Origin of the sequence: Olsenella sp. AGMB03486 (assembly GCF_040884255.1) — a bacterium.
Lineage (GTDB): Bacteria > Actinomycetota > Coriobacteriia > Coriobacteriales > Atopobiaceae > Olsenella_L > Olsenella_L kribbiana.
This window is the reverse complement of the sequence record NZ_JBEVTM010000016.1, coordinates 25,005-48,626: the sequence shown is the minus strand read 5'-3', so window position 1 is coordinate 48,626 and position 23,622 is coordinate 25,005. Positions and strand designations below refer to the sequence as shown.

Here is a 23,622-nt window from a genome sequence, read left to right as displayed (position 1 = left end):
ACAGGTCTCCAGAAAAGCCATTCGGAAGGGCTCTCTTCGCAGGAAGGGAGCCCTTCTTCTGTCACGAGAAGTCGAGGAGCCAGGCATCGGGGCAGAGGCGCAGGAGATCTCGGTCGAGCGAGACCCAGGACAAAGCTTCGTCTATCACATGGGAATCGTTCGAGGCTGCGCACCGAGCTTTGCCGAGCGTTCTGTCGCAGGTACGGTCAAGCGTGATGGAGACCGGATAGGGGAGATTCTTGAGTGCCTCCTCATAAAGCCCTGCGAGCTTTCCTGAGTTCGAGACTGGCTCATCGAGGAGGATGTGCGCTTCGGCAAGAGGTGCTGCAGCGAGTGCCTGCGCGACGAGCGAGAGGGCCTGCTCCGTTGCAGGAATCGGGCGCCAGGTGCCCGAGAGGCCGGCAAGGTCTCTGACAGAGCCATCGTCTGCCAGGATCACGGGTCCTCCTGTGAGGGCGACTTCGAGAGGGATCAGCACATTGAAGCCATCGATGAGGAGCACTGCGTCTGCACAGTCAGAAAGCGCGCGGAGCTTCTTCTGGCGTGCTTCAGCGGCACGCTTCCCTGCAGTCGCACGCAGGAGAGCAAGGCGCTGGCGCTCCTGGAACTGGTAGCGGTTGCCGACGAAGGCGGCAGCGGTGTCTCTCGGATAGCCATGATCGAGAAGATAGCCGAGCTCCTCATGCGCCTTCCTGAGGCGTCTGACATTCTCAGGCGAGAAGGTCCTTCTGTCCTTCGGGTCGTATCCGCGGTGTGTTCCCATGAGCTGCGCCTCCTGCAAGAAGCATAAGGCTTGCTCCTGCAGACAGGCGAGGGAAGATTGGAGGACCTGAGCGCTACGATAGTGTCCAGTCGATTCCAGGAGGCTGCCATGGGCGCACATACCTTCATCCTTGCATCCGATTCCTACAAGGGCTCTGCCACAAGCCAGGAGGTCGAGAGCTCTATCGCAGAAGGCATCTGGTCGCTTCTGCCGGATGCCACAATCTATTCCTATCCGGTAGCCGATGGCGGGGAAGGGACGGTTGCAGCGCTGGTGGCGGCAGGAAAGGGGACGCTCCGCACAAGGCTCGTGCATGGTCCTCTCGGGGATATGGCAGAGGCATCCTATGCCGTGCTCGAAGACGGCTCTGCCCTCATCGAATGTGCGGCCGCTTCCGGCATCACGCTCACGCATCAGGCAGAAGATGAAGCGCTTCGTGCCTCCACGTACGGCACAGGCGAGCTCATCCGTGATGCGCTCGACGAGGGATGCCGGCATATCCTTGTCGGCCTCGGAGGGAGTGCCACGACCGACGGGGGAGCGGGCATGGCTGAGGCCCTCGGGGTGCGCTTCCTCGACAGTGCAGGCCAGTCCATAGGTTCCGGCATTGCAGGGCTCGAAGAACTTGCGGAGGTCGACCTTTCCGGGATAGATCCGCGTCTTGCCGCCTGCACGTTCGAGGCGCTTTCCGATGTGCAGAATCCTCTTGCCGGACCGGATGGCGCCGTCTTCGTCTACGGGCCGCAGAAGGGCCTTCCTGCCGCACGCCTCCCCGTGCTTGACCGGACACTCGAGCGCTATGGGGAGCTTGTCAGCAAGGCAGTAGGCAGTGACATATCCTGTCTTCCTGGTGCGGGGGCAGCAGGCGGTCTCGGCGCTGGCCTTGCCGCCTTCTGCGCAGCGAAGATCAGGTCGGGAATCGATGCCGTGCTCGATGCGCTCTCCTTCGACGAGCATCTCGGCGAGGCCGATCTCGTCGTCACCGGCGAAGGGCGCATGGATGCACAGACCGCCAAGGGCAAGGCTCCTGTCGGCATTGCCCGGCGTGCTGCGCGCTACGGCGTGCCGGTAGCTGCCATCGTCGGCTCCTGCGCAGATGATATCGAGGCGGTGCACGAGGCTGGCATCGATATCGTGCTTTCCTGCGTGATGGCGCCATCGACCCTCGAAGAATGCATCGAGAAGACGCCGGATGCTCTGAGGCGTGCCGGAAGGAGGCTTGCCCGCATCGTAGCCCTTGCGGAGCGCCTCCGCTAGGAGCTGTCTCCTTCTTTGCATCTTGAAGAAGGTTCTGCCTGATGGAAATCCCTGCTTCTATACTCCACAGCATATGGCAAGCAAGGAGGCAGGCATGTTTTCCATCGACAAGGATGTCTTCGATGTGCTGCCGACGCTCTGCGTCGGCCTTGTCGTAGCCCATAACATCGACAATACGAAAGACTATCCGGCAGTCGACGGCGTGCTCGACAAAGCGGTGGATGAAGCACGAGAGCGTCTTTCTGGCATGAATGCATCAGAAGACCCGAGAGTCCAGCCCTATCGGGAGGCCTTCCATGCCCTCGCCATGAGTCCCTCGCGCTATCCTTCATCGAACATTGCGCTGCTGCGCCGCATCGTGAAGGGCAAGGCGCTCTGGCGCGTGAATCCTGTTGTCGACCTCGGCAATGCCATCTCGATCGGCTATGGGGTGCCGTTGGGCGCCCATGCGCTCGAGACGCCTGACGAGCATCTCGAGCTTCGCTTCTCGCGTCCGGATGATGTCTTCATCGCGCTCGGAGAGGATGCGCCCGATCCGACGCTCGAGCCAGGCGAGCTCGTCTACGCTGTCGGCAATCTCGTGCACACGAGGCGCTGGACCTGGCGGCAGAGCGAGAACGGAAAGATCGTGCCCGAGACGACCTCTGTCGCCTTCCCGATAGATGGCTTCACGGACAGGAATCTCGGCCAGGTAGAGTCCGCCTGCGGAGACCTCAAGAAGGAGCTCGAAGACATCTTCGGCTGCACGGCGACGTTTGCGCTCGCAGATGCCGAGCATCCAATCGTTGCGTAAGCGAGAAGGAGGGCGCGCGTCCACAAGGACCCGCGCCCTCCTGGCAGATATATATGCACTCTTAGTGGCAGCAGTGGCCGCCCGCGCCGCAGTGGCCGCCTTCATGATGATGGGCACCGCAGGTCGGTGCCGCCGAAGGTGTGAGCGTGCCTGCGAGGAAGGCCTTGACGGCCTCATCTGCAGAGCCTGAAGCGCCCGGCACGACGCGGATGCCCTGCGAAGCAAGTGCCGCGAGCGCGCCTCCGCCGATGCCGTCGCAGATCACTACATCGACGCCGCCCTGTGCAAGAAGGCCAGCAAGCGCGCCGTGGCTCACACCGTTCGAGCTGACGACCTCGGAGCGCTTCACCTCGCCGTCCTCGATATCGTAGAGCTTGAACTGCTCGGCCCTTCCGAAGTGGGGGAAGATCTCTCCGTCGGAATAGGTTGCAGCGATACGCATGATGTTTCCTTCCTTCCCTGTCCAGGAGGCTTCTGGCTCGCCTTCGAAGTTGGCAGCGCCGCGGACGACTTCGATTGTCTTGCCGTTCACGAGGGCATCTGCCACCTTCCGGTGTGCCGAAGCGGCAATGCTCGCGATGGTCGCACGCGAGACGCCGAGCGAGGCAGCTGCTTCCTTCTGGTTTCTGCCTTCGTAGTCGAGGATTCTCAGGACTTCGAGCTCATCTGCTGCAAGCTCGATTTTCCAGCAGCAGCCTGCGGGCACTCCTATGGGTGCGAATCCCGTATATTCGGGTACGAGCTGCACCTGCCTGCGCTTTTCTGGCCTTCCTGCCATGAAGCCTCCTATTACTGACATATGTCAGTAATTACTATAGCGAGCAGATGGGAGAGTGCAAGGAAGAGATCAGAGAAGCTGAAGATGAATGGTTCTCCTTTATTAATGATAAATAGTATCAACTTGAAGAAACTGTGAAGAAGAAACTAAGAGCAAATCACATTAATAAAAACTGGTTGGTGGGTATATTGTCACTAACAAAAACAAGTCCTAACAAAAGAAAGGAACTGATATGGCAACCACCAAGAACATCGACGCTCTCAACCAGCTCCTCGCAGATCTTACGGTCGACTACCACAAGCTCCAGAATGCCCACTGGTACATCACGGGCAAGGATTTCTTCCAGGTGCACGCAACGCTCGAAGAGCTCTATGACGGCGTGCTCCCGCACATCGACGAGGTAGCAGAGCTCATCCTCCAGGAAGGCGGACGTCCTGTTGCCTCCCTCAAGGAGACCCTTGCGCTTTCGAAGGTCGAAGAGCGTCCCTCCGAGCCGCTATCGAGCGAGGAAGCTTTCTCGATCGTGAAGGCTGACTTCGAGCTTCTCCAGAGCGATGCTGCTACCGTGAAGTCGCTCGCAGATGAGTCCGGACGCACGGTCGTGAGCGCCGCTATGGACGATATCCTGGCCGAGCTCTCGAAGAATCTCTGGATGCTCCGCCAGCAGGCGCAGGAGATCTAGACCATCCCCCGGGCCTTTTGGGGAAGGAGGCCCGCATACCTTCATCGGAGGGAGGAAGCAGGTGCGCTTCCTCCCTCTTCTTCTGTCTCGGCAAGAAGCCTCTCGAGGAAGGCACGCCAATCCTCTCTGAGCCAGGACGGTCCTGCAATCTTCACCATGCCGCCCATGCCGGCTATCCAGCCGAAGAACTGGTCTGATTCGAAGACCTTCGCATGGGCCAGGACCCAGCCATCTCCTGCTGGCTCGAATGTGGCCGATGTCCCGAAGCGGTCGCGCACGATCTCGGTCTTGCCATCACGTACGGCAAGCAAGGCGTCTGCCTTCCTTCCCTTGAAGCGTCCGAATGCCTCATAGGCACTTTCTGCATAGTGCCAGGAGGCTATCGTCTCGTTCTCATCTGCAGGGGCATACTCGATCCGTACGGGGCCCATGCGGTCGCATCTGAACTCTGCGATATCCTGCCGTGCTTCCTCCCAGGCGCTCAGATAGTAGAAGCCCTCGTCGTAGACGATATCGAGCGGCGTCACGACATAGCGCTTGCCGTTGTGGACAGCTCTCGGTGTGCCTGTCGCATCGAGGTGGAAATAGGGAAACGAGATCTGCCGCCTCTCTCTCAGCGCTTCATGGATCTGGTCGATGTTTCCAAAGACGCTCCTGTTCTGCGACTTGATGCGTCCCACGACGTGGATCCGTCTGTCGAGCTTCTCCTGCTCATAGCTGTTTGCAAGCGTCTTGATGCTTGCAACGAGGTTTCTGGCCTGCCGCTCCGTGATGGCACGGCAGGATTCGATTGCATCGACCATGAGCATGAGCTCGCCGAGCGTGAAGTCGGGATGTGCCAGAGCGTAGCGCGGAGGATGCGTGCCATAGGTCGCGATTGCGATATCGAAATCGCGGAGTGCCTGGATGTCGCGATAGATGCTCTTGCGCTCTGCCTCTATGCCATACGCCTTGAGCTTCTCGATGAGCTCTGCCATCGTGAGTCCATGCTCAGGGTCGGTCTCCTCCTGGAAGATCTTCCAGAGATAGAGGATCTTGAGCTTCTCGTTTCCGGTCTTGGCCACGTGTCCTCCTTTGCTGTTCGGACCCCATGATAGGCTCGGCGAGCCCCACAATCTCCATCTGTCCCATAAACGGTACTGTCCCATAACTGGGACAGATAAAGGAAGGACGATGGATACCATAAGCTTTGAGAACGGAAGCTGAAAGGGGCAGATATGGCAGAGGATTCAAGGCATCTTGCAGATTTCTTCGTGGCTGGCATGCGCTATTGGGATGGCGCTCTCGTCGTCTCCGACCTGAAGCCGGGAAAGAAGCTCCGCCTTGTAGCAGAGCCCGACAATGCCTACGACCACAACGCCGTGGCAATCTGGCGCAAGAAGACGAAGCTCGGCTATATCCCGGCTGACGAGAATGCGCTCGCAGCCCAGCTCCTGCGCTTCGGGCACGGTGATGTTATCGAGTGCCGAGTGCTTTCGGTCGACCCGACCGCAGATCCCTGGAAGCAGGTCAGGGCAGGACTCTTCATCACCGATGCACGCAAGGATGCGCAGACGCAAGAATAGCGTTCGCGGAGAGGAAGGAGCAGCTATGGAGAAGGATGAAGACAAGGCGCCAGCGCCCGCAGAGCCTGAGGAGGGAAAGCCTGAGAAGAAGCATAGGAGGGGACGCATCGTCCTCATTGCCGCAATCGTCCTCGTCGTCCTCATCGCTCTTATCGGCGCCTTCGGCGGCAGCAAGAAGAAATCGGACGAACCCTTCGATCCGAGCACCTATGAGAGCATGGACTACGCGGCAGTCGCGCAGAATCCCGACTCCTACAAGGGCAAGAAGCTCTATGCGAAGGGTAAGATCGTGCAGGTCATCGAAGGCGACTCTGAGACGGATCTGCGCGTCGCGACTGCCACGGACGGCTACGACGACATTGTCTTCGTTGCCTACGATCCCGATATCCTCGACGGTGCGCATCTGACGGAGGGGCAGTATATCGGCGTCTATGGGCACTGCAAGGGCCAGGTGAGCTATACATCTGCGCTCGGTGCAAAGATTTCGATTCCGGGACTCGATGCCGACTCCATCGACCAGACCGTCAAGAGTCCTCAGGAAGTCCAGATCGAAGCCATGCAGGCAATGCTTGACGGAGCAGACTTCGAGAAGGTCGACACATCGGGATACGGCACCTGGGAGTACGTTGCAAAGATCCAGAACACGACGGAGAACGACTACAGCAATGTGTCTCTTGTCCTCGGCATCTACGATGCATCGGGCATGCGCATCGGCGAGACCTATGCCAATGCGACAAGCTGGGCTCCGGGAGAGACCGTCCAGTTCGAAGGCTATCTCGACAGCACGAAGGCCGATGCGGCCGTCTCTGTGAAGCCCGAGATTCAGAGCTTCTCGATCGGGTCGGACTATTATTCGCCAAGCCAGCTCTCGTAAGCGAGCTTGCTTATAGGAAGGGAAGAGGAGGAGGCCTTCGGGTCTCCTCTCTCTTGTGTGGAGCGGCAAGGCTCAGGATTTCCTTGCCTTGTGTGCGATATAGCAGGCAAGCGCGAAGAAGCCGGCTGTCACGATGGGGAGGATAACCTGCCAGAAGGCGGCAAAGGCACCCCCGACCCAAATGGCAAGACACTCCACGGCGAGCATGAGGCCGAGGACGCAGGCGGCGTAGAGGCTGTATTCCTGAAACGAGATGTCTCCCATCATTGCCTCCCGGACAAGAAGCGGATTGCAGCCTATGCTAGGCAGCTCCGATAAGCGCAGAGAAAGCCATCTGTCAGCCATCTGTTACGGAAATTCGAACAGAGCGCTGAGGACTCTGCACAAAAGCTGAAGGAAAAAGCGGGCGAGCCGTAATATGGCCGAAACAGAATCTCCGTATGCTCGTCTTATCGTCCACAGGAAGGATGCAGTTCATGTTCGCAGCCACCGACAATGCAGCTCTGAGCGCTCAGCGCGTGCTGGGTGCATGGTGGCGTACAAGGACTTCGAAACTTCCGGCGTGACGACGGCCTTGTCTTCATACACATCTGGGGCTCTCGGTTACGTACCGGGAGCCCCTTTTTTGTATGCAGACGCACAGCATTCCCTGAAGAGAAAGAGGAGCAAGATGGGCGCAGAAGCAGCAAAGACCGATCCTTACCGCATCTATCTGAAGGAAGACCAGATTCCGACCGCCTGGTACAACCTGCGTGCCGATATGCCGGAACCACCCGAGCCGATGAGGCTGCCGAATGGCAAGGTCGCGACGTTCGACGATATCAAGCCAGTCTTTGCGGACGAGCTCTGCCGCCAGGAACTCGATGACACGACGCGCTACTTCGAGATTCCAGCTCCTGTCATGGAGATGTACAAGGTCTACCGGCCGAGCCCGCTCTGTCGTGCCTACAACCTCGAGCGCGCGCTCGACACCCCGGCGAAGATCTATTACAAGTTCGAGGGAAACAACACGTCCGGCTCGCACAAGCTGAACTCCGCCCTTGCCCAGGCCTACTATGCCTATGCCCAGGGCATCACGAACATCACGACCGAGACCGGTGCTGGCCAGTGGGGCACGGCGCTCTCCGAGGCAGCAGCGCACTTCGGCCTCAACCTCGACGTGTTCATGGTGAAGTGCTCGTATGAGCAGAAGCCCTTCCGCCGTTCTGTCATGCAGACGTTCGGCGCGACAATCACGCCGTCGCCGTCCGATACGACCGAGGCAGGCAGGAAGATCCTTGCCGCCGATCCGACGTGCACGGGATCTCTCGGCACCGCCATCTCCGAGGCGGTCGAGCGTGCGCTCAACGTGCCGGGCAACAAGGGACGCTACCAGCTCGGCAGCGTGCTCAACCAGGTCGTGCTCCATCAGTCGATCATCGGCCTCGAGTCCTATGAGGCGCTCCGTGAGCTCGGCGAATATCCTGACATTGTTATCGGCTGCTGCGGTGGCGGCTCGAACTTCGCTGGCCTCATCGCCCCCTTCATGCGCGACAAGCTGACAGGCGTGCATCCTGATACACGCTTCATCGGTGTCGAGCCGGCAAGCTGCCCGTCGCTTACCCGCGGCGTCTATGCCTATGACTACGCTGATACGGGCCAGACCTGCCCGCTCTGCAAGATGTATACGCTCGGCAATGGCTTCATCCCGAGCTCTGACCATGCAGGTGGCCTGCGCTATCACGGCATGAGCCCAATCGTCTCGAAGCTCAAGCACGATGGCTGTATGGAGGCTGTCGCCGTGAAGCAGACTGACGTCTTCGCTGCAGCAGAGAAGTTTGCAAAGCTTGAGACGATTCTGCCGGCACCGGAGAGCTCGCACGCAATCCTTCAGGCCATCCGCGAGGCAGAAGCCTGCCGAGAGACGGGCGAGGCGAAGACGATCCTCTTCGGCCTCACCGGCACCGGCTACTTCGATATGGTCGCTTATGACAAGTACAACAAGGGCGAGCTCGAGGACCATATCCCCACGGACGAAGAGCTGCAGGCTGGCTTCGATACGATTCCCCATATTCCGGGCATCCAGTAGAAGGAAGCATCTGCCGCTGGCAGGTCTGAGATAACAAGACAGAGACAATGTGTGCGATTGTGCTCATGTCAAGTCGCATTTCGGGTAAGCTCCTCCCTAAAAGACCTTCTGGCCTACGGGAGGAGCTCATATCATGGCTGATTTGAAACGGACGGCTCTGGTGTCTGCCGGAGCAGCAGCGGCATGCGTGGCAACTTTGGCGTCGGTGAAGACGGCACTTCTCAAGCCTTCCAGGCCCAAAGGTGCTCCGATCGGAGCGGATGGCTATGAGGCAGGGATGGATGCGGTCGAGCGCTTCCAGGAGCTCCTCCGGATTCCTACGGTCTCGAGAGACAATGTCTCGGTGCGCGACGATGAGGCATTCAGGCGCTGGATCCCGACGCTCGAGCGGCTCTATCCGAAGACGCTTGCGGCAACGGAGCTTCATCGCATCGATGATTTCGGCATCCTCCTCCGCTGGCCAGGACGCGATGCTTCCCTCGACCCTGTCATCGTTATGGCGCACCAGGATGTTGTGCCCACAGAAGGGCAGACCTGGACGCATGATCCCTTTGCGGCAGAGATCTCTGACGGCGAAATCTGGGGCAGGGGAACGCTCGATACGAAGTGCATCGACTGTGCGCTCTTCGAAGCGATGGAATATCTGATCGGTGAGGGCTATGTGCCGCCACGCGATGTGTGGTTCTTCTCTTCGGACGGCGAGGAGATCAATGCGCCGACCTCGAAGCATGCGGTTGCCTGGCTCAAGGAGCACAACGTCACGCCCTTTATGGTGCTCGATGAGGGAGGGGCGCTTGCAACAGATGCAGGCCTGGGCGTCACGACCCCGATTGCTATGGTCGGCGTCTCCGAGAAGGGGCATGTCGACCTGCTGGTGAAGGCGTATGCCGAAGGCGGCCATGCCTCGACGCCGGGCAGAAACGATGCGGCGGCACTGCTCTCCCGTGTCGTTTCGCGCATCGTGGACAACCCGCCCGAACCGCACCTGATTCCTGTCGTGGCACGCACGCTCTCAGAGATTGGCGCCTGGGCAGGAGGGCCGTATCCGGCCGTGTTTGCAAACCTCTGGGCGACGAAGCCTCTTGTCGAGCAGCTCATGAGCAAGAGCCCGGAGACGGCCGCAATGCTTCGGACCACGTATGCCGTGACGCAGCTCAAGGGGTCGGCAGCGCACAACGTGCTGCCGGCTGTTGCCGAAGCGAACCTCAATGTGCGCGTCGCCCCGTTTGAGACGATCTCCGACGCACTCGAGCGTGCACGCATGCTTGCAGCAGCAGAATGCAAGGCATCGGGTGTGCCGCCCACGAGGGTCGAGGTCTCGATTCGCGAGGAGTGCCCCTACGGAGAGCCGGCTCCCATCAGCCCCTGGGAGCATGGGCGCGCCTTCGACTATATCCATCGCTGTGTGGCAGGCGTCTATCCCGAAGCAGGCTTTGCGCCCTACGTGCAGAACTCCTCGACCGATTCGCTCCAGTTCTGTGCCATCTGCAAGCGGGTCTACCGCTTTGCCGGCTTCATCTATTCGAAGGAAGCCCGCTCCCTCATTCATGCGGCGAATGAGCGCATCGGCGTCGATGTGTTCAGACGCGGCATTGGCTTCTATGTGGCGTTTCTGGGACACCTCGAGGAGCTGGCATAGAGCAAGAAGATATCCATTGGCAGGAGGTTCGCATGAGCGATAAGGATATGCGCAAGAAGGCAGCGAAGATCGACTACGCGACGGTTGCATTCGCGAGCCTGCCATTCATGGGGATGATCAGCTTCTGGCAGGTCTTTGACGGCATCATTCCGAAGATGCTCACGCAGACCTTCGACCTCTCGAATGCCGTGACTGGATTCGTGATGGCAATAGACAACATCTTCGGGCTGTTCCTTCTGCCGCTCTTCGGCATCCTCTCGGACCGCTGCACCTCGAAGCTCGGGCGCCGCACGCCCTTCATCATTGCAGGCTCGTTCCTGGCCGTTATCGGAACGCCGCTCATCGCAATTGCGAACAATGTCGGCAGCCTGGCCCTTCTGATCTCTGCCATCATCCTGACGCTTGTCGCGATCTGCATGTATAGGACCATGACCGTGGCAATCGTGGCAGATATCACGCCGCGTCCCCTGCGCATGAAGACCGACTCCGTCAAGAAGCTTGTCGGCTATGCCGGTACCGGCGTCATGCTTGTCTGCATCTCGGCCATGGTGCCGAAGACAGAGCATCCTGACTATCTGCCGCTCTTCCTCGTGCAGGCAGGGATGATCCTGCTCTCGCTTCTTCTCTATCTTGCCAAGGTCAGGGAGCCGAAGCTCGTCGAGGAGATGCATGCCAAGAGCCTCGAGATGGGCATCAAGGAAGACGAGATCGAGAAGGACGACTCGCCTGAGGCGGGCGGCAAGGACAAGATCACAGACCCTGACATCCACCGCTCGCTCGTGCTGCTTCTTGCGGCAGACTTCTTCTACTACATGAGCTACAACGCAATGACCACGAACATCAGCAGGTATGCCGACACATTCTACGGAATGCAGGGAGGCTCCTTTGCGATCATCAACATCGTGACGATTATCGGTGCCCTTGCGACCTATGTGCCGCTGGCGAACCTGTCGCTTCGTATCGGCAGGAAGAAGGTCGGCCTCCTCTGTGGCGCTGCCATGGCAGTGTGCCCCGTGATTCTGTGGCTTGTGCCGGGCTTCCATCCTGCCTTCTATGCCCTCTTCCTTGTTATGGGTGCAGGCCTGGGCGGCGTCGACCTCTGCGTCTTCAACATGATCCTGGAGCTCTGCTCGGCCCGCTCCGTCGGACGCTATTCCGGCTACTACTACACGGTGTCCATGGCAGCGCAGGTCGCAACGCCTATCCTCTCTGGCCTCGTTATGGATGTGGCGCCTGGGACGCTCTTCCTCTACATCGCCCTCATGGGTCTTGCTATGGTCATCTCGCTGGTCCTTGCGAAGCACGGCGACGCAATCTTGATCGACGAGGTCGCAGCACGCGAGGAGAAGGCTGAAGCGCACTAGATGGAGCTTTGCTGAGCCGAGCTTCCGCTCTGCTACGCTTTGAAGCAGATCCGGACTTCAAGGAGGAAACCATGCAGGCACGCTTCATCCACCGCTGCACCCACGTGCTCGATCTCGAAGCCACGAAGAAGTTCTACGAGAAGGCGCTCGGCTTCCACGTCGTGAGGGTATCGGGACCCGAGGACGGCTCCTGGTCGAACACGTTCATGGCAAACGACGCAGCGCCCTTCGAGCTCGAGCTTACCTGGAACAGGGGACGCACGGAGCCCTACGACAATGGCGGGAGGGACACCCACATCGCCTTTGCGGTCGATGACTTCGAGGCCTACCACGAGCTCCACCGCCAGATGGGCGTCATCGACAAGGAGAATCCCGCGATGGGGCTCTACTTCATCTGCGATCCTGACGGGCAGAGGATCGAGATCCTGCCTGAGAAATAAGTGGCAGGGAAACCTGCATCTCAAGGGCTTCCGGAATACTCCGGAAGCCCTTCTTCTTTGGGCGAAGGCATGGACGGAAGACCAACTCGACAGGGAATAGTCTCAGCTCGACACCCCCGAGCGTGAACTCGACAGGGGCTTCTGAAGATGCCTTCAAGGACGCGTTTCGGTAGTGTGAATGTATGGGCTGATGCTGAGGAATTTCGGCTATCCTCGAGGTCAAGACCTTTCTCGGCGCTATGATTCATGCGCATGAATCCTTCCCGTATGGATATCCCTTCCCAAGACCGCATGGCAGAGCTCTCTCTGCCCCACACAAGATGAAACCCCCGGCTTTGCCGGAGCGGCAGGTCCTGCAGGAAGAGACAGGAAAGATCTCACGGGAAAGGCTGAAGACAGAATCGTCCGCCTGGCAGGCGCCAGGCAGGTGGAGTGATAGCAATGACAGACAAGCAGCATGCACGCCATTTCAAGGAAGAGGAGCCGAAGCGCCGGCGCAGAGAGAGAAAGACCAAGGAAGAGAAGGCTCCTCAGCGTCCCGCCAAGAGGGAAGAGGCCGCTGCGTATCCCGAAGCTGAACCAGAAGACGAGGATGGCTTCACGCAGATAGCCGATGTCGTGGATTCTGCGGCGGGAGATGCGTGGGACGACCCCTTCGACCTCATGCCTGAGATGCAGGAAGAGTCTGAACCTGTCCAGCTGAAGGCAGAGCCTGAGCCGGAGCCGAAGAAGCATCACCCAATCCGAAACCTGATCGTCTTCCTTCTTGTCCTCTTCATTGCAGCGGCAGGTGTCTTCGGCTACGAGTTCCATGAGAGTGCCCAGTCTGTCGCCTCCTCTGCACGTGCTGTGGCAGCGACAGGATCTGACTTCATGTCGTCGGTGCAGTCGGGCTCGACCACCTCGCTTTCCGGGAATGCCGAGAGCCTTGTGCGCTATGCCGCCTCGATGGAGCAGGAGACCGAGAGTCCGGTCTGGAAGATTGCAGAACACCTTCCTGTCATCGGAGACGATGCGTCGCGTGTGGCTACGCTTGCCGATGTGGTCCAGGACCTGACGGACAATGTCGCGAAGCCGGTCGCAGAGAGCCTTTCTGCTGTCTCAGGCGAGCAGCCCTTTGCCGATCATGCAATCAATGCCTCGGTCCTGAAGACCTACTGCGACGCACTGGCCGATGCTGCGCCTTCGCTTGCCGCCGCGCGGGAGACGGTCGACAGTCTCGGCACGGCAGATTTCGCTGAGGTTGCTGAACCGCTTGCTGCCATACAGGAGAGGCTCGACACGATTGGCGCTGTTGCAGGACGTGCCGAGGAGCTCTCGCCGGTGATCTCCGGCATGTTCGGGGCAGAGGGGGAGAGGACCTATCTCTTCGTCGTCGAGGACACCTCCGACATCCGCTCGGTCGGCGGCGCTGCGACGTCTGCTGCGGTCATGACCATAGACAATGGAGCAATCAGGCTCGAGAGCTTCGAGGATCTCTCCGATGAGCTTGTCAGAGATGATGTGCTGACCGACGACGAGCAGACGCTTCTCGGCCTCATGGGGCATGACGGCAGCTTCACGGCAGACGACGCAGGCTCGCTTCCGAGCTTCTCCCGCGCCGCGCAGGTCCTCATCCAGGCGGCAGAGGCTTCTGGCAAGACGAAGATTGACGGCGTGATTGCGGTCGACCCGATGTTCCTGCAGAGCATGCTTGGCCTTACGAGTGGCGTCACGGCATCCGATGGCACGAAAATCGACGGGACAAATCTCGCAGCCCTGCTGCTTGCCCCTGATGATGAGGTCTCCGCCAATACATCGTTTGCGCAGACCGCGAGCCTTGCAGTCAATGCCGTGCTCTCGAACATGGACGAGATGTCCTACGGCAGCCTCGCAAAGGTCCTGAATGCCGGCGTGGACGAGGGACGCCTGCTCTTCTACATGGCAGAAGACGATGAGGAGAAGGTGCTCGATGCTATCGGTGCGGCTGGCTCCTTTGCAGAGGATGCCTCGACGTCCGAGACCGGCTTCTTCCTCTCCGATGTCTCGGATACGGGGCTCGGCAGCTCGATCTCGATCGAAGGGACCATCGGCGATGCGGTGGTCGCATCCGATGGCAGCATCTCCTACGACGTGACCGTGAAGCTTGCCAACAGTGCCGAAGACACAGACGAAGAGCGGACGCTTTCGGCTCCGGGCAAGAAGGCAGAGGAGCTCTCGACATTCATGGGCTTTGCTATCACCGCCCCTGCAGGTGCTGCAATCTCCAAGCTTTCCTGCGATGCAGCGTCCGAGTCGGACGATGAGCTTTCGCTTTACGGGACCGATGCGTGGGCGGGTACGTTCAGCCTCGGTCCGGGAGAGTCGGCATCCTTCACCTACACGGTGACGCTTCCTGCAGGAGCAGATGCCGCGCTCGCGCTCAGGATGACGCCGCAGCCGATGGCTGCCTGAGAGGACTGCAAGATGCGAGAAAGGCTCCTGGCGGATGGTCCGCCAGGAGCCTTTCCATGTCTGGATCCTCTCCCGCGATGTCTATCTCTTCAGGCCCTGAAGTCCCAGAAGCGCTGCTCCGATGGCTCCGCAGAGCTGGGAGTCGGGATGCGTGGCGACAGGGGAGCCGAGTGCCTCGGAGAGGGCTGTGACGACACCTGCGTTCTGGGCGACGCCTCCGGTCATGAGATAGGGGCCCTCGGCGTGCACGCGCTTTGCGAGCGCCACGGTCTTGGCGGCAACCGAGACATCGAGGCCGTGGATGATGTCAGGGACAGGCGTGTCCTGTGCGACGAGGCTCACGACCTCCGACTCGGCGAAGACCGTGCACATGCTCGAGATCTTCACCTCGTGCTTCCAGGTGAGGCCGAGGCGGCAGAACTCGTCGAGCGGCAGCTCAAGCGTCCTTGCCATCATCTCGAGGAAGCGGCCCGTGCCGGCGGCGCACTTGTCGTTCATTGCGAACGAGAGCACCTCGCCTTCGGAGGAGAGATGGATCGCCTTCGAGTCCTGGCCGCCGATATCGATGATCGAGCGGACAGAGGGCATGAGGAAATGGGCGCCGGCAGCATGGCAGGTGATCTCAGTGATGGTCGTATCCATGCCAGGGATGTTCATGCGACCGTAGCCGGTAGCCACAGAGAGGCCGATGTCTTCCGGAGAAAGGCCTGCCTCCTCGAGCACGGCTGCCTTTGCCGCTTCGGCGGCGTGGCTCGCCTTGGCGCCGGTAGCCAGGATCTTCGTTGCGAGGATATGGCCATCGGCGTCCATGAGGACGGCGTCGGTCGAGGTTGAGCCTGAGTCGATGCCGAGAACATAGCGGACCGGGGCATCCGTACGTGTTGCGGCTGGCTGCTTCTTGGCGCCGATCGTCTCCGTGAATGCCTCGATGCGCGTGGCAAGCTGGCCTGCGCTCTGGGAGCTTCCGTCTGTCTCTATCTTCACGGTGGGCACGCTGCCTTTCATGTCGCGGCATTCGAAGCCGTAGTAGTCGCAGAATTTCATCGTGTGGTAGATGATGCCGCGCTCGCCCTTTTCGCTGAAGAGCTTCTGGCGTGCAGTGTCGTCCTGCATGCGCATGCACGGCATCTGGTCGAGGAGCGCCTCCGCGTACCAGTCAAGGAAGGCAGAAAGAGGCACTCTCTTCTCTTCAGGGCCGCAGGCTTCGCAGTGCCCCTGCCTCTCCATGCGGGCGAGGCTTCGGGGCAGCGTATCAGGAAGATGCCGGGAAGTGCAGGTCGCATTCTCGACAGGAAGCGCTACCTCGCGCCCGACAGCAGAGAGCAGGGCTTTCGAGGCATGGGCGCCGGCAAGCGTCACGTGATCCTGCGCAAGCGGGACTGTCGGCTCGAGAGCGGCTAGCGCACGTCCGAGGTCGAACGTCTTGCCGCAAGTCTCGGCATAGCTTTTCGCAAGCGTCTCGAGCCGCGCGCGAAAGAGGGCCACCTCTCTCGGTCCGCGCTTCCTCGGAAGATCGAGCAGATAGAGGAAGCGGTAGCGTCCGGGGTGCTTCTCTTCGGTCTCTCTGAGCACGTCGAATACGCGCTTCACGGCGTCGCAGCACGTGACAAGCACGACCTCGTGCACATCGTCCTCGAGCAGGCGCTCGAGCATGCCTTTTGCGTAGCCGCAGAGGTTTGCGTGCGCGAGCGTTGCGGCAGCCTGAAAGTCGGATGTGTCTGTCTCGGCGAGGTGTGCTGCGGTGCCGAAGCCGGCAAAGAGCTCCGTCGGCGTGTACTTGCAGGCGTAGAAGATCTCGTCAGCCACGGTGTGCCTCCAGAAGCTCGAGGAAGGCATCGAATCTCGTGGTCATCTGTCCTTCCATGCAGTTTGCGCGGTCGACCGCATCGCCGTCGAGCACGAGGACCGGATATCCTGTCTCTTCGAGCATCTGGCGCATGAGCTGTGAGGCGCCTGCCGTCTGTCGGCATCCCCAATGGCAGAAGATCACGGCGCCATCGGCATGCGTCGCCTGAGCGAGGCGTACAAGCGTGCGTCCGCGGCGCTCGGCAGGGCCGTTGAAGCAGTTCCTGACGACCCTTTCTGCCATGAACTCATAGGGAGTCCCTGGTCCGAAGAGAAGCCCGTCCGCACGGGCACCCTGAAGCTTGGCCTCTTCGCCCTCCGGCTCAAGGAAGTCAAACATCATGTCCGACGCTACGATCTGGGCGCGCTCTGTGCAGTCGATCTGCCTTCCTATGCCTTCGAGGAAATACGGGGAGACATGGCCCCAGACAAGGTTCAGGCCCTGGTACGTATCGGCGTAGGCGATATCGTGCTTCATGCGTGTCGCAAATCGCTCTGCCTCAGGCGTGCCAAGCAGGAGATGCAGGTCGAGCATCTCCATCATCTCGAGCGTCATCGTGTTCCTGAGATTCTTGCCGCTGCGGTGGGGAAGGGTAGAGAGAAGCGCCTTCCTCGTGCGTTCGGAGCTCTCGCAGAGCTCTGTGAGCTTCGTCTCGCTGAGCTTCTTTCCGAAGGCTTCCTCTGCCATCTTCCCCATATCCCTGAGCTCGTCTGCGACGTAGAGGATTGCATCGCAGGAGAGCTCGTAGGGGACATCGATGAAGGAGAAGGGCACGCCCCAGCGCGCAGCGAGCGTCTTGAAGCTCAGATTGTTCGCGTCGCAGGCGACGGAGGTCGCAGCAAGCATGCGGGGCGCCTCGAGCACGCCTGTCGTGGCAAGGCCCATGAGCGTCTTGTGGTAGCTGCAGTAGGTCTCGGGGATGCCTGAGGCTTCTGCGGCTGCGATGATGCCGGACTCTGCCTGGGCGCCGCTTGCAAAGCTTGCAATGGCTTCGGCTGTCGCAGGCAGGGCATCGAGCGCATGGAAGATCTCGTTGGGCGTGAAGATGCTCGTCACTGCCATGCGCTCAGGATGTGCCATGGCAGAGACGACGCGGGACATGAAGAGGGCATAGCCCTCGCGTCCCGAAGGCAGGAAGCGCCTGTCTCCTGCTATCTGCGTCTTTGCCGCCATGCCCTTGTAGCCTGCCATGAGCCAGGCGCGGGCAAAGGAAGGACGTGTGGCCAGCGCATTGTCGGCCACACGTCCATACCAGGCGATAATGTCGTCTGCCGTCATCTATGCCTCATCCGGTGACATGAGCTGGACGACCTCGAACGGATGCTTCGAGGAGGCGATGATGTCAGAAGAGCCGAAGACGCAGGACACGTGGTGCTCGGCACACCAGGCAAGCGGCGTGGCCAGGCTCCTGATATCGTCTGCAGACGTCTCGAGCACCTCGTGCCTCAGATTCTGTCGCCACGTGGCGGGACGCTCCTGGAAGCGTGCGCCATCCTGGAGCCGTGCCCAGGAGCGGGGCTTCTTCGGCGCATCGATGCCGGCGACGGTCGAGACAAGGTATCCCGTGAGCTCGCCGTCCTGTGGCTCCCAGTCCTTGAGCCAGGCAGCCTGGCCTTCGTAGCGCGCAAGCGTCTCGTCGATATGGGGGTCGCGGTAGGAGTAGTTCTGCGTCATTCCGTTCGACTGATGACGGATGCCGGCGCCGTAGGCGCCGCCCTTCACGCGGACCTCGTTCCAGAGGTAGCCGAAGGAGAGCGGACGGGTACCGACCTGCCAGACACCGAGCGAGCTCGTATCGTCAGGGCAGGGAAGCGAGGACGTCCCGACATAGACGACGTTCGATGGCACGACGAAGGCCTCGTCGACAGGCTCTGCAGGCGGAATCTTGAGATTCTCCTCGGTGACCTGGCCGCCCTTGAAGGGAAGGCCGAGGTCACCTGCGGCATCCCAGAAGCGGGCAAGGTCCTCGTCTGAACCGGTGAAGCTCACTTGGATATCGTCTGCCGTGAAGATGCGGCCGGCAAGGTTGTAGAGCACCTCGACGGTCGGCTGCTTCCTGTACTGCCAGCGGTCCAGGAGCTTCTTCAGGAACAGATAGAAGTCGACGCCCGAGAGCTTGTCCATGAAGCGGGAGAGCGGCAGAATCTTCGACGTGGCCCTGTTCATTGCAAGGACATGGCCGTTGTTCATGAACTCCTGCTCCATTGCAACACGGCGCTGCTGGAGGATCTGGTAGATCTTGTCGGTGTCCTCGCCGAAGAGCGTCTCTGCCCAGACCTCGCGCGGAATTGAGGCAAGGGACGCCACGTTCTCGGAGAGTGCGGAGGCGCCGACGACGAGCTTCGGATTCACGAAGCCGAGGTCGCCCTGCTTGCCATAGGCCTCGCAGAACACGCTGAAGCTGCCGAGCTTCGTCTCGACGAGCGTGTCGAGATCGGATGCCGTGTGGTGCTGCGTCGAGAGATTGCCCAGAAGGTCGGAAAGGATCGCGACATAGGGGAGCTCTTCGAAGCCGACGCGCTTGAGGTCGAAGTAGTAATAGACATAGTCGATGTGGTGCGTCTCGATCCTGTGGTGCCAGCAGGGAAGAGGCGTGCTCGACTCTGCGACTTCAGGATCTTTCGTTCCCTCATCGATATCGGAGAGGGCAAGGGCGGGAAGCTTCGCCAAGTTCTCCGGGCTGTCTGGCGCTTCCTGCTCGGCCCTGAGCGCAGCCTCCTCGTCCATCACCTGCTGAAGGGCAGCGTCGTCCATCTTAGCCTTGAGGTCGGAGAGCTCCTTCTCCTCTTCGGCGTGGCTTCCTTCCTCGGCAGGCACGAGCTCGACGGCGGCGGTGTGTGCGCTTTCGCAGATGAGCTCGGAGAGGAGCTTCTCGAAGTAGCCCTTCTCGATGCCTGCATGCATATGGGCCAGTGCATCCTCATAGCGCAGGTAGTCATAGGGACGATCGTCGTCGTAGAGCCAGCTCGAGAGGGCCTGGATCGAGAGCGCGACACCGTCGGAGTAGCCCCAGTCGCCTTCGCGCAGGTTGAACTCTGCCTGAGCAAGGGAGGCTTCGAGCTTCTCATGGTCGATACCGTCGGAGACGAGCTTTTGGCAGAAGTCCTCGACGAAGGGACGGAACTTCTCTGCAGCTCCGTCGTGGAGCCCCTTGAGCTCGAGGAAGGCAAGCGGCTGCTGCACGCCGTCGACAAGCGTCGCCGTGAAGTCGTCTGCAAGCCCTGCTTCCATCACGGCATGCTTCAAGGGTGCCTCGTTCGAGCCGGCAAGGGTATCGAGCAGGACATCTGTGGCCAGCACGCGCTCGCGGTCATGCGAGGTGCCGATTACATAGCCCAAGGCAGCGGAAGCGTTCTCCTTCGCTGTTGCCATCTCCAGCCTCTTCATCTCAAGGCTCTTGAGAGGCTTCTGGAGCGGAAGCGGATTGGGGTCTTTGGCATGGCGGTCGGTGGCGCCTTCGAAGCGCTCGCCGATGAAGGCAAGCTCGCGCTCGATATCCATGTCGCCGTAGAGCACGGTGTAGGAATTCCTGAGCTGGTAGTGGCGGGCGTGGGTGTCGAGGAACTGCTCGTAGGTGAGCGTCACGATCTTCCTCGGGTCGCCGCCCGACTCGAAGGCATAGGGCGTATCCGGGAAGAGCGCTTCCTGCATTCCGTGGTAGAGGACATCGTCGGGATCGGAGAGGGCTCCCTTCATCTCGTTCAGGACGACACCGTTATACGTGAGCGGGGCGTCTTTCGAGGCAAGCTCCAGGTGCCAGCCTTCCTGCTCGAAGATGCGCGGACGCGTATAGATGGCAGGATGCAGCACGGCGTCGAGATAGACGTCCATGAGGTTCTCGAGGTCCTTCTCGTTCGTGGAGGACACGGGATAGACCGTCTTGTCCGGGAATGTCATTGCGTTCAAAAACGTCTGCATCGACGTCTTGAGGAGGTTGACGAAAGGCTCCTTTACGGGGAACTTCTCCGAGCCATCGAGGACGGAGTGCTCGAGGATATGGAAGACGCCGGTCGAATCCTGTGGCGCCGTCTTGAAGCCGATCGCGAAGGACTTGTTCGTATCGTCGGTTGCAAGCCAGAGCAGGCGTGCTCCTGTTGCCTCATGCTTCATCACATAGGCGCAGCCGGGGAGCTCCGAGATGGGCTCGGCAGAGACGACCTTAAATCCATGGTGGACGGTGCCCGGAGCAAGAGACGGATCGGGCTTGAGGAAATCGGGAGCCTTTGCTCCCTCGGAAGAATCAGGCATGGAGCCTCCTTGCATGTGTTGCGTACGAGAGCTGCCTGACAGCTCTTATGTGTCATGCTTCAAGACTTTAGCATGAGTCGGGGCGGTGCTTCAGGCCTGCGCCAAGGCAACATTGTTGTCGGCGGCACGCGCTGCGCTTTCCACGGGGGAAACCAGGCACTCTCTGGAAGATGTGCCGGAAAGCATGGGACGGGAGGAGAAGAGATATGGAGCGGATAGACACGAGCAAGCTCCATCAGTTCAGATGCGTCGTGAATCCCTATCTCAGGCATCTCGAAGCACAGGGGGCGCTCTGCCCGAAGTGTGCAGCAAAGCTCTCTATTGAGCCTGCTTCCTAAAGCCCTGATTTCGGCCTCTGGGTCTGCCCGAGGTGCGGCGTCGTGGACGGCGTGCAGGCTCCTGAGTTTGCATCGATGCCCATGGATGAGGCGATTGCGGCGGACAGGGCAATGGCAGAAGACCCAGATGAGAAGAGCCGCCAGCAGAGCGGCATGCTGCAGAACGGGAGGCAGCTTGCTCACGGAGATGCTTCAAGCCTGTCTAGGGGCTCGGAACTTATTCATGTCTCCGCATGCCGGAAGGACGCCAGAGGTCCTGAAGGAAGCTTCCTCTCGGGCGCTACAATCTGGATGGAACAGCAAATCGAGGAGGCGCCGTGCAGATGATGACAGAAGACGAGCTCGACAAGGCGGAAAGCTACTGGACAAGCCAGGAAAAGGATGCCAAGAAGATGCCGGCCGAGGTGCTGCGCGAGAAAGCCGAGGCATTCCTCACGTCGCACAATACCTGCGCGCTTGCGTGCGGTGCAGGCGATTTCGTGCGCTGCACGCCGCTCGAATATGTCTGGCGTGACGGGGCCATCTGGATCTTCACCGAAGGCGGACTCAAGTTCCACGCCCTCCGCAAGAATCTGCGTGTGAGCCTTGCCGTGTTCGAGCCGTATGCGGGCTTCGGCAAGCTTGCGAGCATCCAGGTCACCGGCACGGCCGAGATCGTGGACCCCGAGAGTGCAGAGTATGCGGCAGCTGCCGCAGCGAAGGGCATACCCCAGGAGATGCTCGAGCGTGTGCGGACCCGTCTCCATCTCCTGAAGATAGAGCCCTCCCATATGGATCTTCTCATGAGCGGCTTGCATGATGAGGGCTACAGCCCGCGCCAGAGCCTCGACTGCTAGCTTCTGTCCGCCAAGACATCCTGGCTCTGTCCTGCTTGGGTGCTGTGCCCATCGCTATACTCTTTGTGCGGACTCTCGGGAGGAGCGTTCGGCACTTGAGGGGAGCGGCATGGCAGAGGAGAAGATAAGCGAGCATCCGGCACGGCCTGTGCTGGTGCGCGGCATCCTGATCACGCTTGCAGGCGCTGCGCTCTGGGGAATGAACGGCACGATTGCCAAGGTCCTCATGGAGCGCTATGAGGCAGATCCGCTCTGGATTGCGTGCTTCCGGCAGCTTGGCAGCTGCGTGCTCTTCCTGCTTGCGGCCCATATCGCGCAGAAGGGGAGGGTCGCCGAGCTTGTGCATGATCGGCGGGCGCTCAAGGGTGTCTTCGGCGTGGCGCTCGGATCCTTCCTGCTTTCCCAGGTCGCCTACCTCATGGCCATCAAATGGACGAACTCCGGCACGGCAACAGTTCTCCAGAGCCTGCAGATGCTCATCTGCCTTGCCTATGTCTGTGCGAAGGTGAGAAGGCGCCCCAAGAAGCGCGAGCTTCTGGGGGCTGCCCTGGCCTTGGCAGGCACCTACCTCATCGCAACCGGCGGAAATCCAGGCACGCTGCAGCTGCCGCCTCTGGGGCTCTTCTGGGGACTTGTCGCTGCCCTTGCGGGTGCAATACTTGCCATCCAGCCTGCAAAGCTTCTCGACAGGTGGGGAAGCTTTGCCGTGAACGGCGTCGGCTTCCTGATCTCGGGCCTGATCTTGACAGCCTTCTTCCAGCCCTGGAACCATATGCCGGCACTTGACGGATTTGGCTGGCTTCTCATCACGCTCTCGATTGTCCTCGGCACCTTCGGTGCCTACGGTCTCTATCTCCAGGGCGTGAAGGAAGTGGGGTCGCTCCGGGCAACGCTTCTCGGCACGATGGAGCCGGCCATGGCAACAGTGACATCGGTCGTTTGGCTCGGCACCGTGTTCGACCCGGCGACGCTCGTCGGCTTTGTCCTCGTTATCGCAATGGTCTATCTCACCGCATAGAAGAAGCGGCGCCTGCGGGCGCCGCTTCTGGCATATCTGCTGCTGTGATTCCTGCTACTTCACGACGAGCACGTCGCACTTCGAGCTCCTGATCAGATAGGTCGAGATGGAGCCCAGAAGGGCATACTTGATCGACGAGAGGCCACGGGCGCCGCAGATCACGATATCCGGCTGGATGATATCGAGCATCTCTTCCTTCAGGGTCTCGCGGATGCGTCCTGCCTTCACGACGACCTCGACCTTCTTGATCTGCTCGATGCCTTCGGCACGCTTGACCTGATCGGCTATGGAGTCGCGGAAGCCGGCTTCGAGCGTCGGGATGAGCTCGAGCGGATAGGTTCCTGCCGTCTCGAGCGCGGTCGAGTCGATGACGTGGCCGATGTAGAGCTCTGCATTGTTGTTTGCCGCCACGATGATGGCGCGGTCGAGCACCTTGTCCTGCTGCTCCGATCCATCGAGAGAGACGAATACCTTGTCGTAGCCGAGATCCTGGAAGCTTGTCATGACAACCTCCTCGCACGGGGCGCCTTTTTTGTGTCTAGCGGCGCCGGTAACCCTCAAAGGGGCATCTGTTCGTCCTGTACCCCGGAAATGATGCGCTTTGCGCGAAAGCGGCGGACTTTGCGGCGAGCGGCAGCTTTGCTGTCTATGATGGGTTGGATGAAACGTCAGAGAAAGAT

The 23,622-nt window shown here is 60.2% G+C and carries 21 protein-coding genes; 13 read left to right on the top strand and 8 right to left on the bottom strand.

Going from position 1 to position 23,622, the window contains the following annotated elements; translation table 11 throughout:
* Positions 1 to 61 precede the first annotated feature (61 nt).
* Complete coding sequence (locus ABVS03_RS08585) at positions 62 to 763, bottom strand: DUF434 domain-containing protein (protein ID WP_368018782.1); 702 nt, start codon at positions 761 to 763, stop codon at positions 62 to 64.
* 108 nt (positions 764 to 871) lie between these two features.
* On the opposite strand from ABVS03_RS08585, the gene ABVS03_RS08580 reads away from it, so the two are divergent.
* Both ABVS03_RS08580 and ABVS03_RS08575 read left to right on the top strand, forming a co-directional pair.
* A complete protein-coding gene (locus ABVS03_RS08580) occupies positions 872 to 2,020 on the top strand; it encodes a glycerate kinase (RefSeq protein WP_368018781.1) in 1,149 nt (382 codons plus the stop codon).
* A 94-nt stretch (positions 2,021 to 2,114) separates the two neighbouring features.
* Entirely contained in the window at positions 2,115 to 2,813 is a 699-nt protein-coding gene (locus ABVS03_RS08575) for a phenylalanine--tRNA ligase beta subunit-related protein (RefSeq protein ID WP_330972135.1), read from the top strand.
* Positions 2,814 to 2,874: 61 nt separating this feature from the next.
* Here the strand turns inward: ABVS03_RS08575 and ABVS03_RS08570 are convergent, their stop codons facing one another.
* On the bottom strand, positions 2,875 to 3,591 hold the full coding sequence (locus ABVS03_RS08570) for a NifB/NifX family molybdenum-iron cluster-binding protein (RefSeq protein ID WP_368018780.1): 717 nt from the start codon (positions 3,589 to 3,591) through the stop codon (positions 2,875 to 2,877).
* Positions 3,592 to 3,823: 232 nt separating this feature from the next.
* Here ABVS03_RS08570 and ABVS03_RS08565 point away from each other — a divergent pair, with 232 nt between their 5' ends.
* A complete protein-coding gene (locus ABVS03_RS08565; protein ID WP_330972137.1) occupies positions 3,824 to 4,273 on the top strand; it encodes a DNA starvation/stationary phase protection protein in 450 nt (149 codons plus the stop codon).
* A 41-nt stretch (positions 4,274 to 4,314) separates the two neighbouring features.
* Here ABVS03_RS08565 and ABVS03_RS08560 read toward each other — a convergent pair whose 3' ends face one another.
* Positions 4,315 to 5,337: a WYL domain-containing protein gene (locus ABVS03_RS08560; protein WP_330972138.1), complete on the bottom strand. Its 1,023-nt coding sequence runs from the start codon at positions 5,335 to 5,337 to the stop codon at positions 4,315 to 4,317.
* A 153-nt stretch (positions 5,338 to 5,490) separates the two neighbouring features.
* On the opposite strand from ABVS03_RS08560, the gene ABVS03_RS08555 reads away from it, so the two are divergent.
* Positions 5,491 to 5,838, top strand: a complete 348-nt coding sequence (locus tag ABVS03_RS08555) for an HIRAN domain-containing protein (protein ID WP_368018779.1) — start codon at positions 5,491 to 5,493, stop codon at positions 5,836 to 5,838.
* 25 nt (positions 5,839 to 5,863) lie between these two features.
* On the top strand, positions 5,864 to 6,712 hold the full coding sequence (locus tag ABVS03_RS08550; RefSeq protein WP_368018778.1) for an FxLYD domain-containing protein: 849 nt from the start codon (positions 5,864 to 5,866) through the stop codon (positions 6,710 to 6,712).
* Between the two features lie 72 nt (positions 6,713 to 6,784).
* On the opposite strand, the gene ABVS03_RS08545 is transcribed toward ABVS03_RS08550, so the two are convergent.
* Positions 6,785 to 6,976, bottom strand: a complete 192-nt coding sequence (locus ABVS03_RS08545; protein ID WP_368018777.1) for a hypothetical protein — start codon at positions 6,974 to 6,976, stop codon at positions 6,785 to 6,787.
* 406 nt (positions 6,977 to 7,382) lie between these two features.
* On the opposite strand from ABVS03_RS08545, the gene ABVS03_RS08540 reads away from it, so the two are divergent.
* The 5 genes from ABVS03_RS08540 to ABVS03_RS08520 all read left to right on the top strand — a co-directional run bounded on the left by ABVS03_RS08540 (position 7,383) and on the right by ABVS03_RS08520 (position 14,656).
* Positions 7,383 to 8,780 (top strand): TrpB-like pyridoxal phosphate-dependent enzyme, encoded by a 1,398-nt coding sequence (locus tag ABVS03_RS08540; RefSeq protein ID WP_368018776.1) that lies wholly within the window; start codon positions 7,383 to 7,385, stop codon positions 8,778 to 8,780.
* A gap of 133 nt (positions 8,781 to 8,913) precedes the next feature.
* The gene (locus ABVS03_RS08535; RefSeq protein WP_368018775.1) at positions 8,914 to 10,419 is read left to right on the top strand and encodes a M20/M25/M40 family metallo-hydrolase; all 1,506 of its coding nucleotides are present in this window, start codon (positions 8,914 to 8,916) and stop codon (positions 10,417 to 10,419) included.
* Between the two features lie 32 nt (positions 10,420 to 10,451).
* Positions 10,452 to 11,783, top strand: coding sequence for an MFS transporter (locus tag ABVS03_RS08530; protein WP_368018774.1), 1,332 nt, complete (start codon positions 10,452 to 10,454; stop codon positions 11,781 to 11,783).
* A 71-nt stretch (positions 11,784 to 11,854) separates the two neighbouring features.
* On the top strand, positions 11,855 to 12,223 hold the full coding sequence (locus ABVS03_RS08525; RefSeq protein ID WP_330972145.1) for a VOC family protein: 369 nt from the start codon (positions 11,855 to 11,857) through the stop codon (positions 12,221 to 12,223).
* 441 nt (positions 12,224 to 12,664) lie between these two features.
* Complete coding sequence (locus ABVS03_RS08520; protein WP_368018773.1) at positions 12,665 to 14,656, top strand: DUF4012 domain-containing protein; 1,992 nt, start codon at positions 12,665 to 12,667, stop codon at positions 14,654 to 14,656.
* Positions 14,657 to 14,737: 81 nt separating this feature from the next.
* On the opposite strand, the gene ABVS03_RS08515 is transcribed toward ABVS03_RS08520, so the two are convergent.
* Genes ABVS03_RS08515 through ABVS03_RS08505 form a run of 3 tightly spaced genes read right to left on the bottom strand, consistent with a single transcriptional unit; the run spans position 14,738 to position 20,750 of the window.
* Positions 14,738 to 16,462: an acyl-CoA dehydratase activase gene (locus tag ABVS03_RS08515; protein WP_368018772.1), complete on the bottom strand. Its 1,725-nt coding sequence runs from the start codon at positions 16,460 to 16,462 to the stop codon at positions 14,738 to 14,740.
* A complete protein-coding gene (locus tag ABVS03_RS08510; RefSeq protein ID WP_368018771.1) occupies positions 16,455 to 17,780 on the bottom strand; it encodes a 2-hydroxyacyl-CoA dehydratase subunit D in 1,326 nt (441 codons plus the stop codon). Before ABVS03_RS08510 ends, ABVS03_RS08515 begins: the two co-directional genes overlap by 8 nt.
* The gene (locus ABVS03_RS08505; protein WP_368018770.1) at positions 17,781 to 20,750 is read right to left on the bottom strand and encodes an insulinase family protein; all 2,970 of its coding nucleotides are present in this window, start codon (positions 20,748 to 20,750) and stop codon (positions 17,781 to 17,783) included.
* 206 nt (positions 20,751 to 20,956) lie between these two features.
* Here ABVS03_RS08505 and ABVS03_RS08500 point away from each other — a divergent pair, with 206 nt between their 5' ends.
* The 3 genes from ABVS03_RS08500 (at position 20,957) to ABVS03_RS08490 (ending at position 22,942) form a co-directional block, all read left to right on the top strand.
* Complete coding sequence (locus ABVS03_RS08500; protein WP_368018769.1) at positions 20,957 to 21,088, top strand: hypothetical protein; 132 nt, start codon at positions 20,957 to 20,959, stop codon at positions 21,086 to 21,088.
* Between the two features lie 323 nt (positions 21,089 to 21,411).
* A complete protein-coding gene (locus ABVS03_RS08495) occupies positions 21,412 to 21,924 on the top strand; it encodes a pyridoxamine 5'-phosphate oxidase family protein (RefSeq protein WP_330972151.1) in 513 nt (170 codons plus the stop codon).
* A gap of 109 nt (positions 21,925 to 22,033) precedes the next feature.
* Complete coding sequence (locus ABVS03_RS08490) at positions 22,034 to 22,942, top strand: DMT family transporter (protein ID WP_368018768.1); 909 nt, start codon at positions 22,034 to 22,036, stop codon at positions 22,940 to 22,942.
* 54 nt (positions 22,943 to 22,996) lie between these two features.
* Here ABVS03_RS08490 and ABVS03_RS08485 read toward each other — a convergent pair whose 3' ends face one another.
* The gene (locus ABVS03_RS08485; protein WP_330972153.1) at positions 22,997 to 23,446 is read right to left on the bottom strand and encodes a universal stress protein; all 450 of its coding nucleotides are present in this window, start codon (positions 23,444 to 23,446) and stop codon (positions 22,997 to 22,999) included.
* Positions 23,447 to 23,622 lie beyond the last annotated feature (176 nt).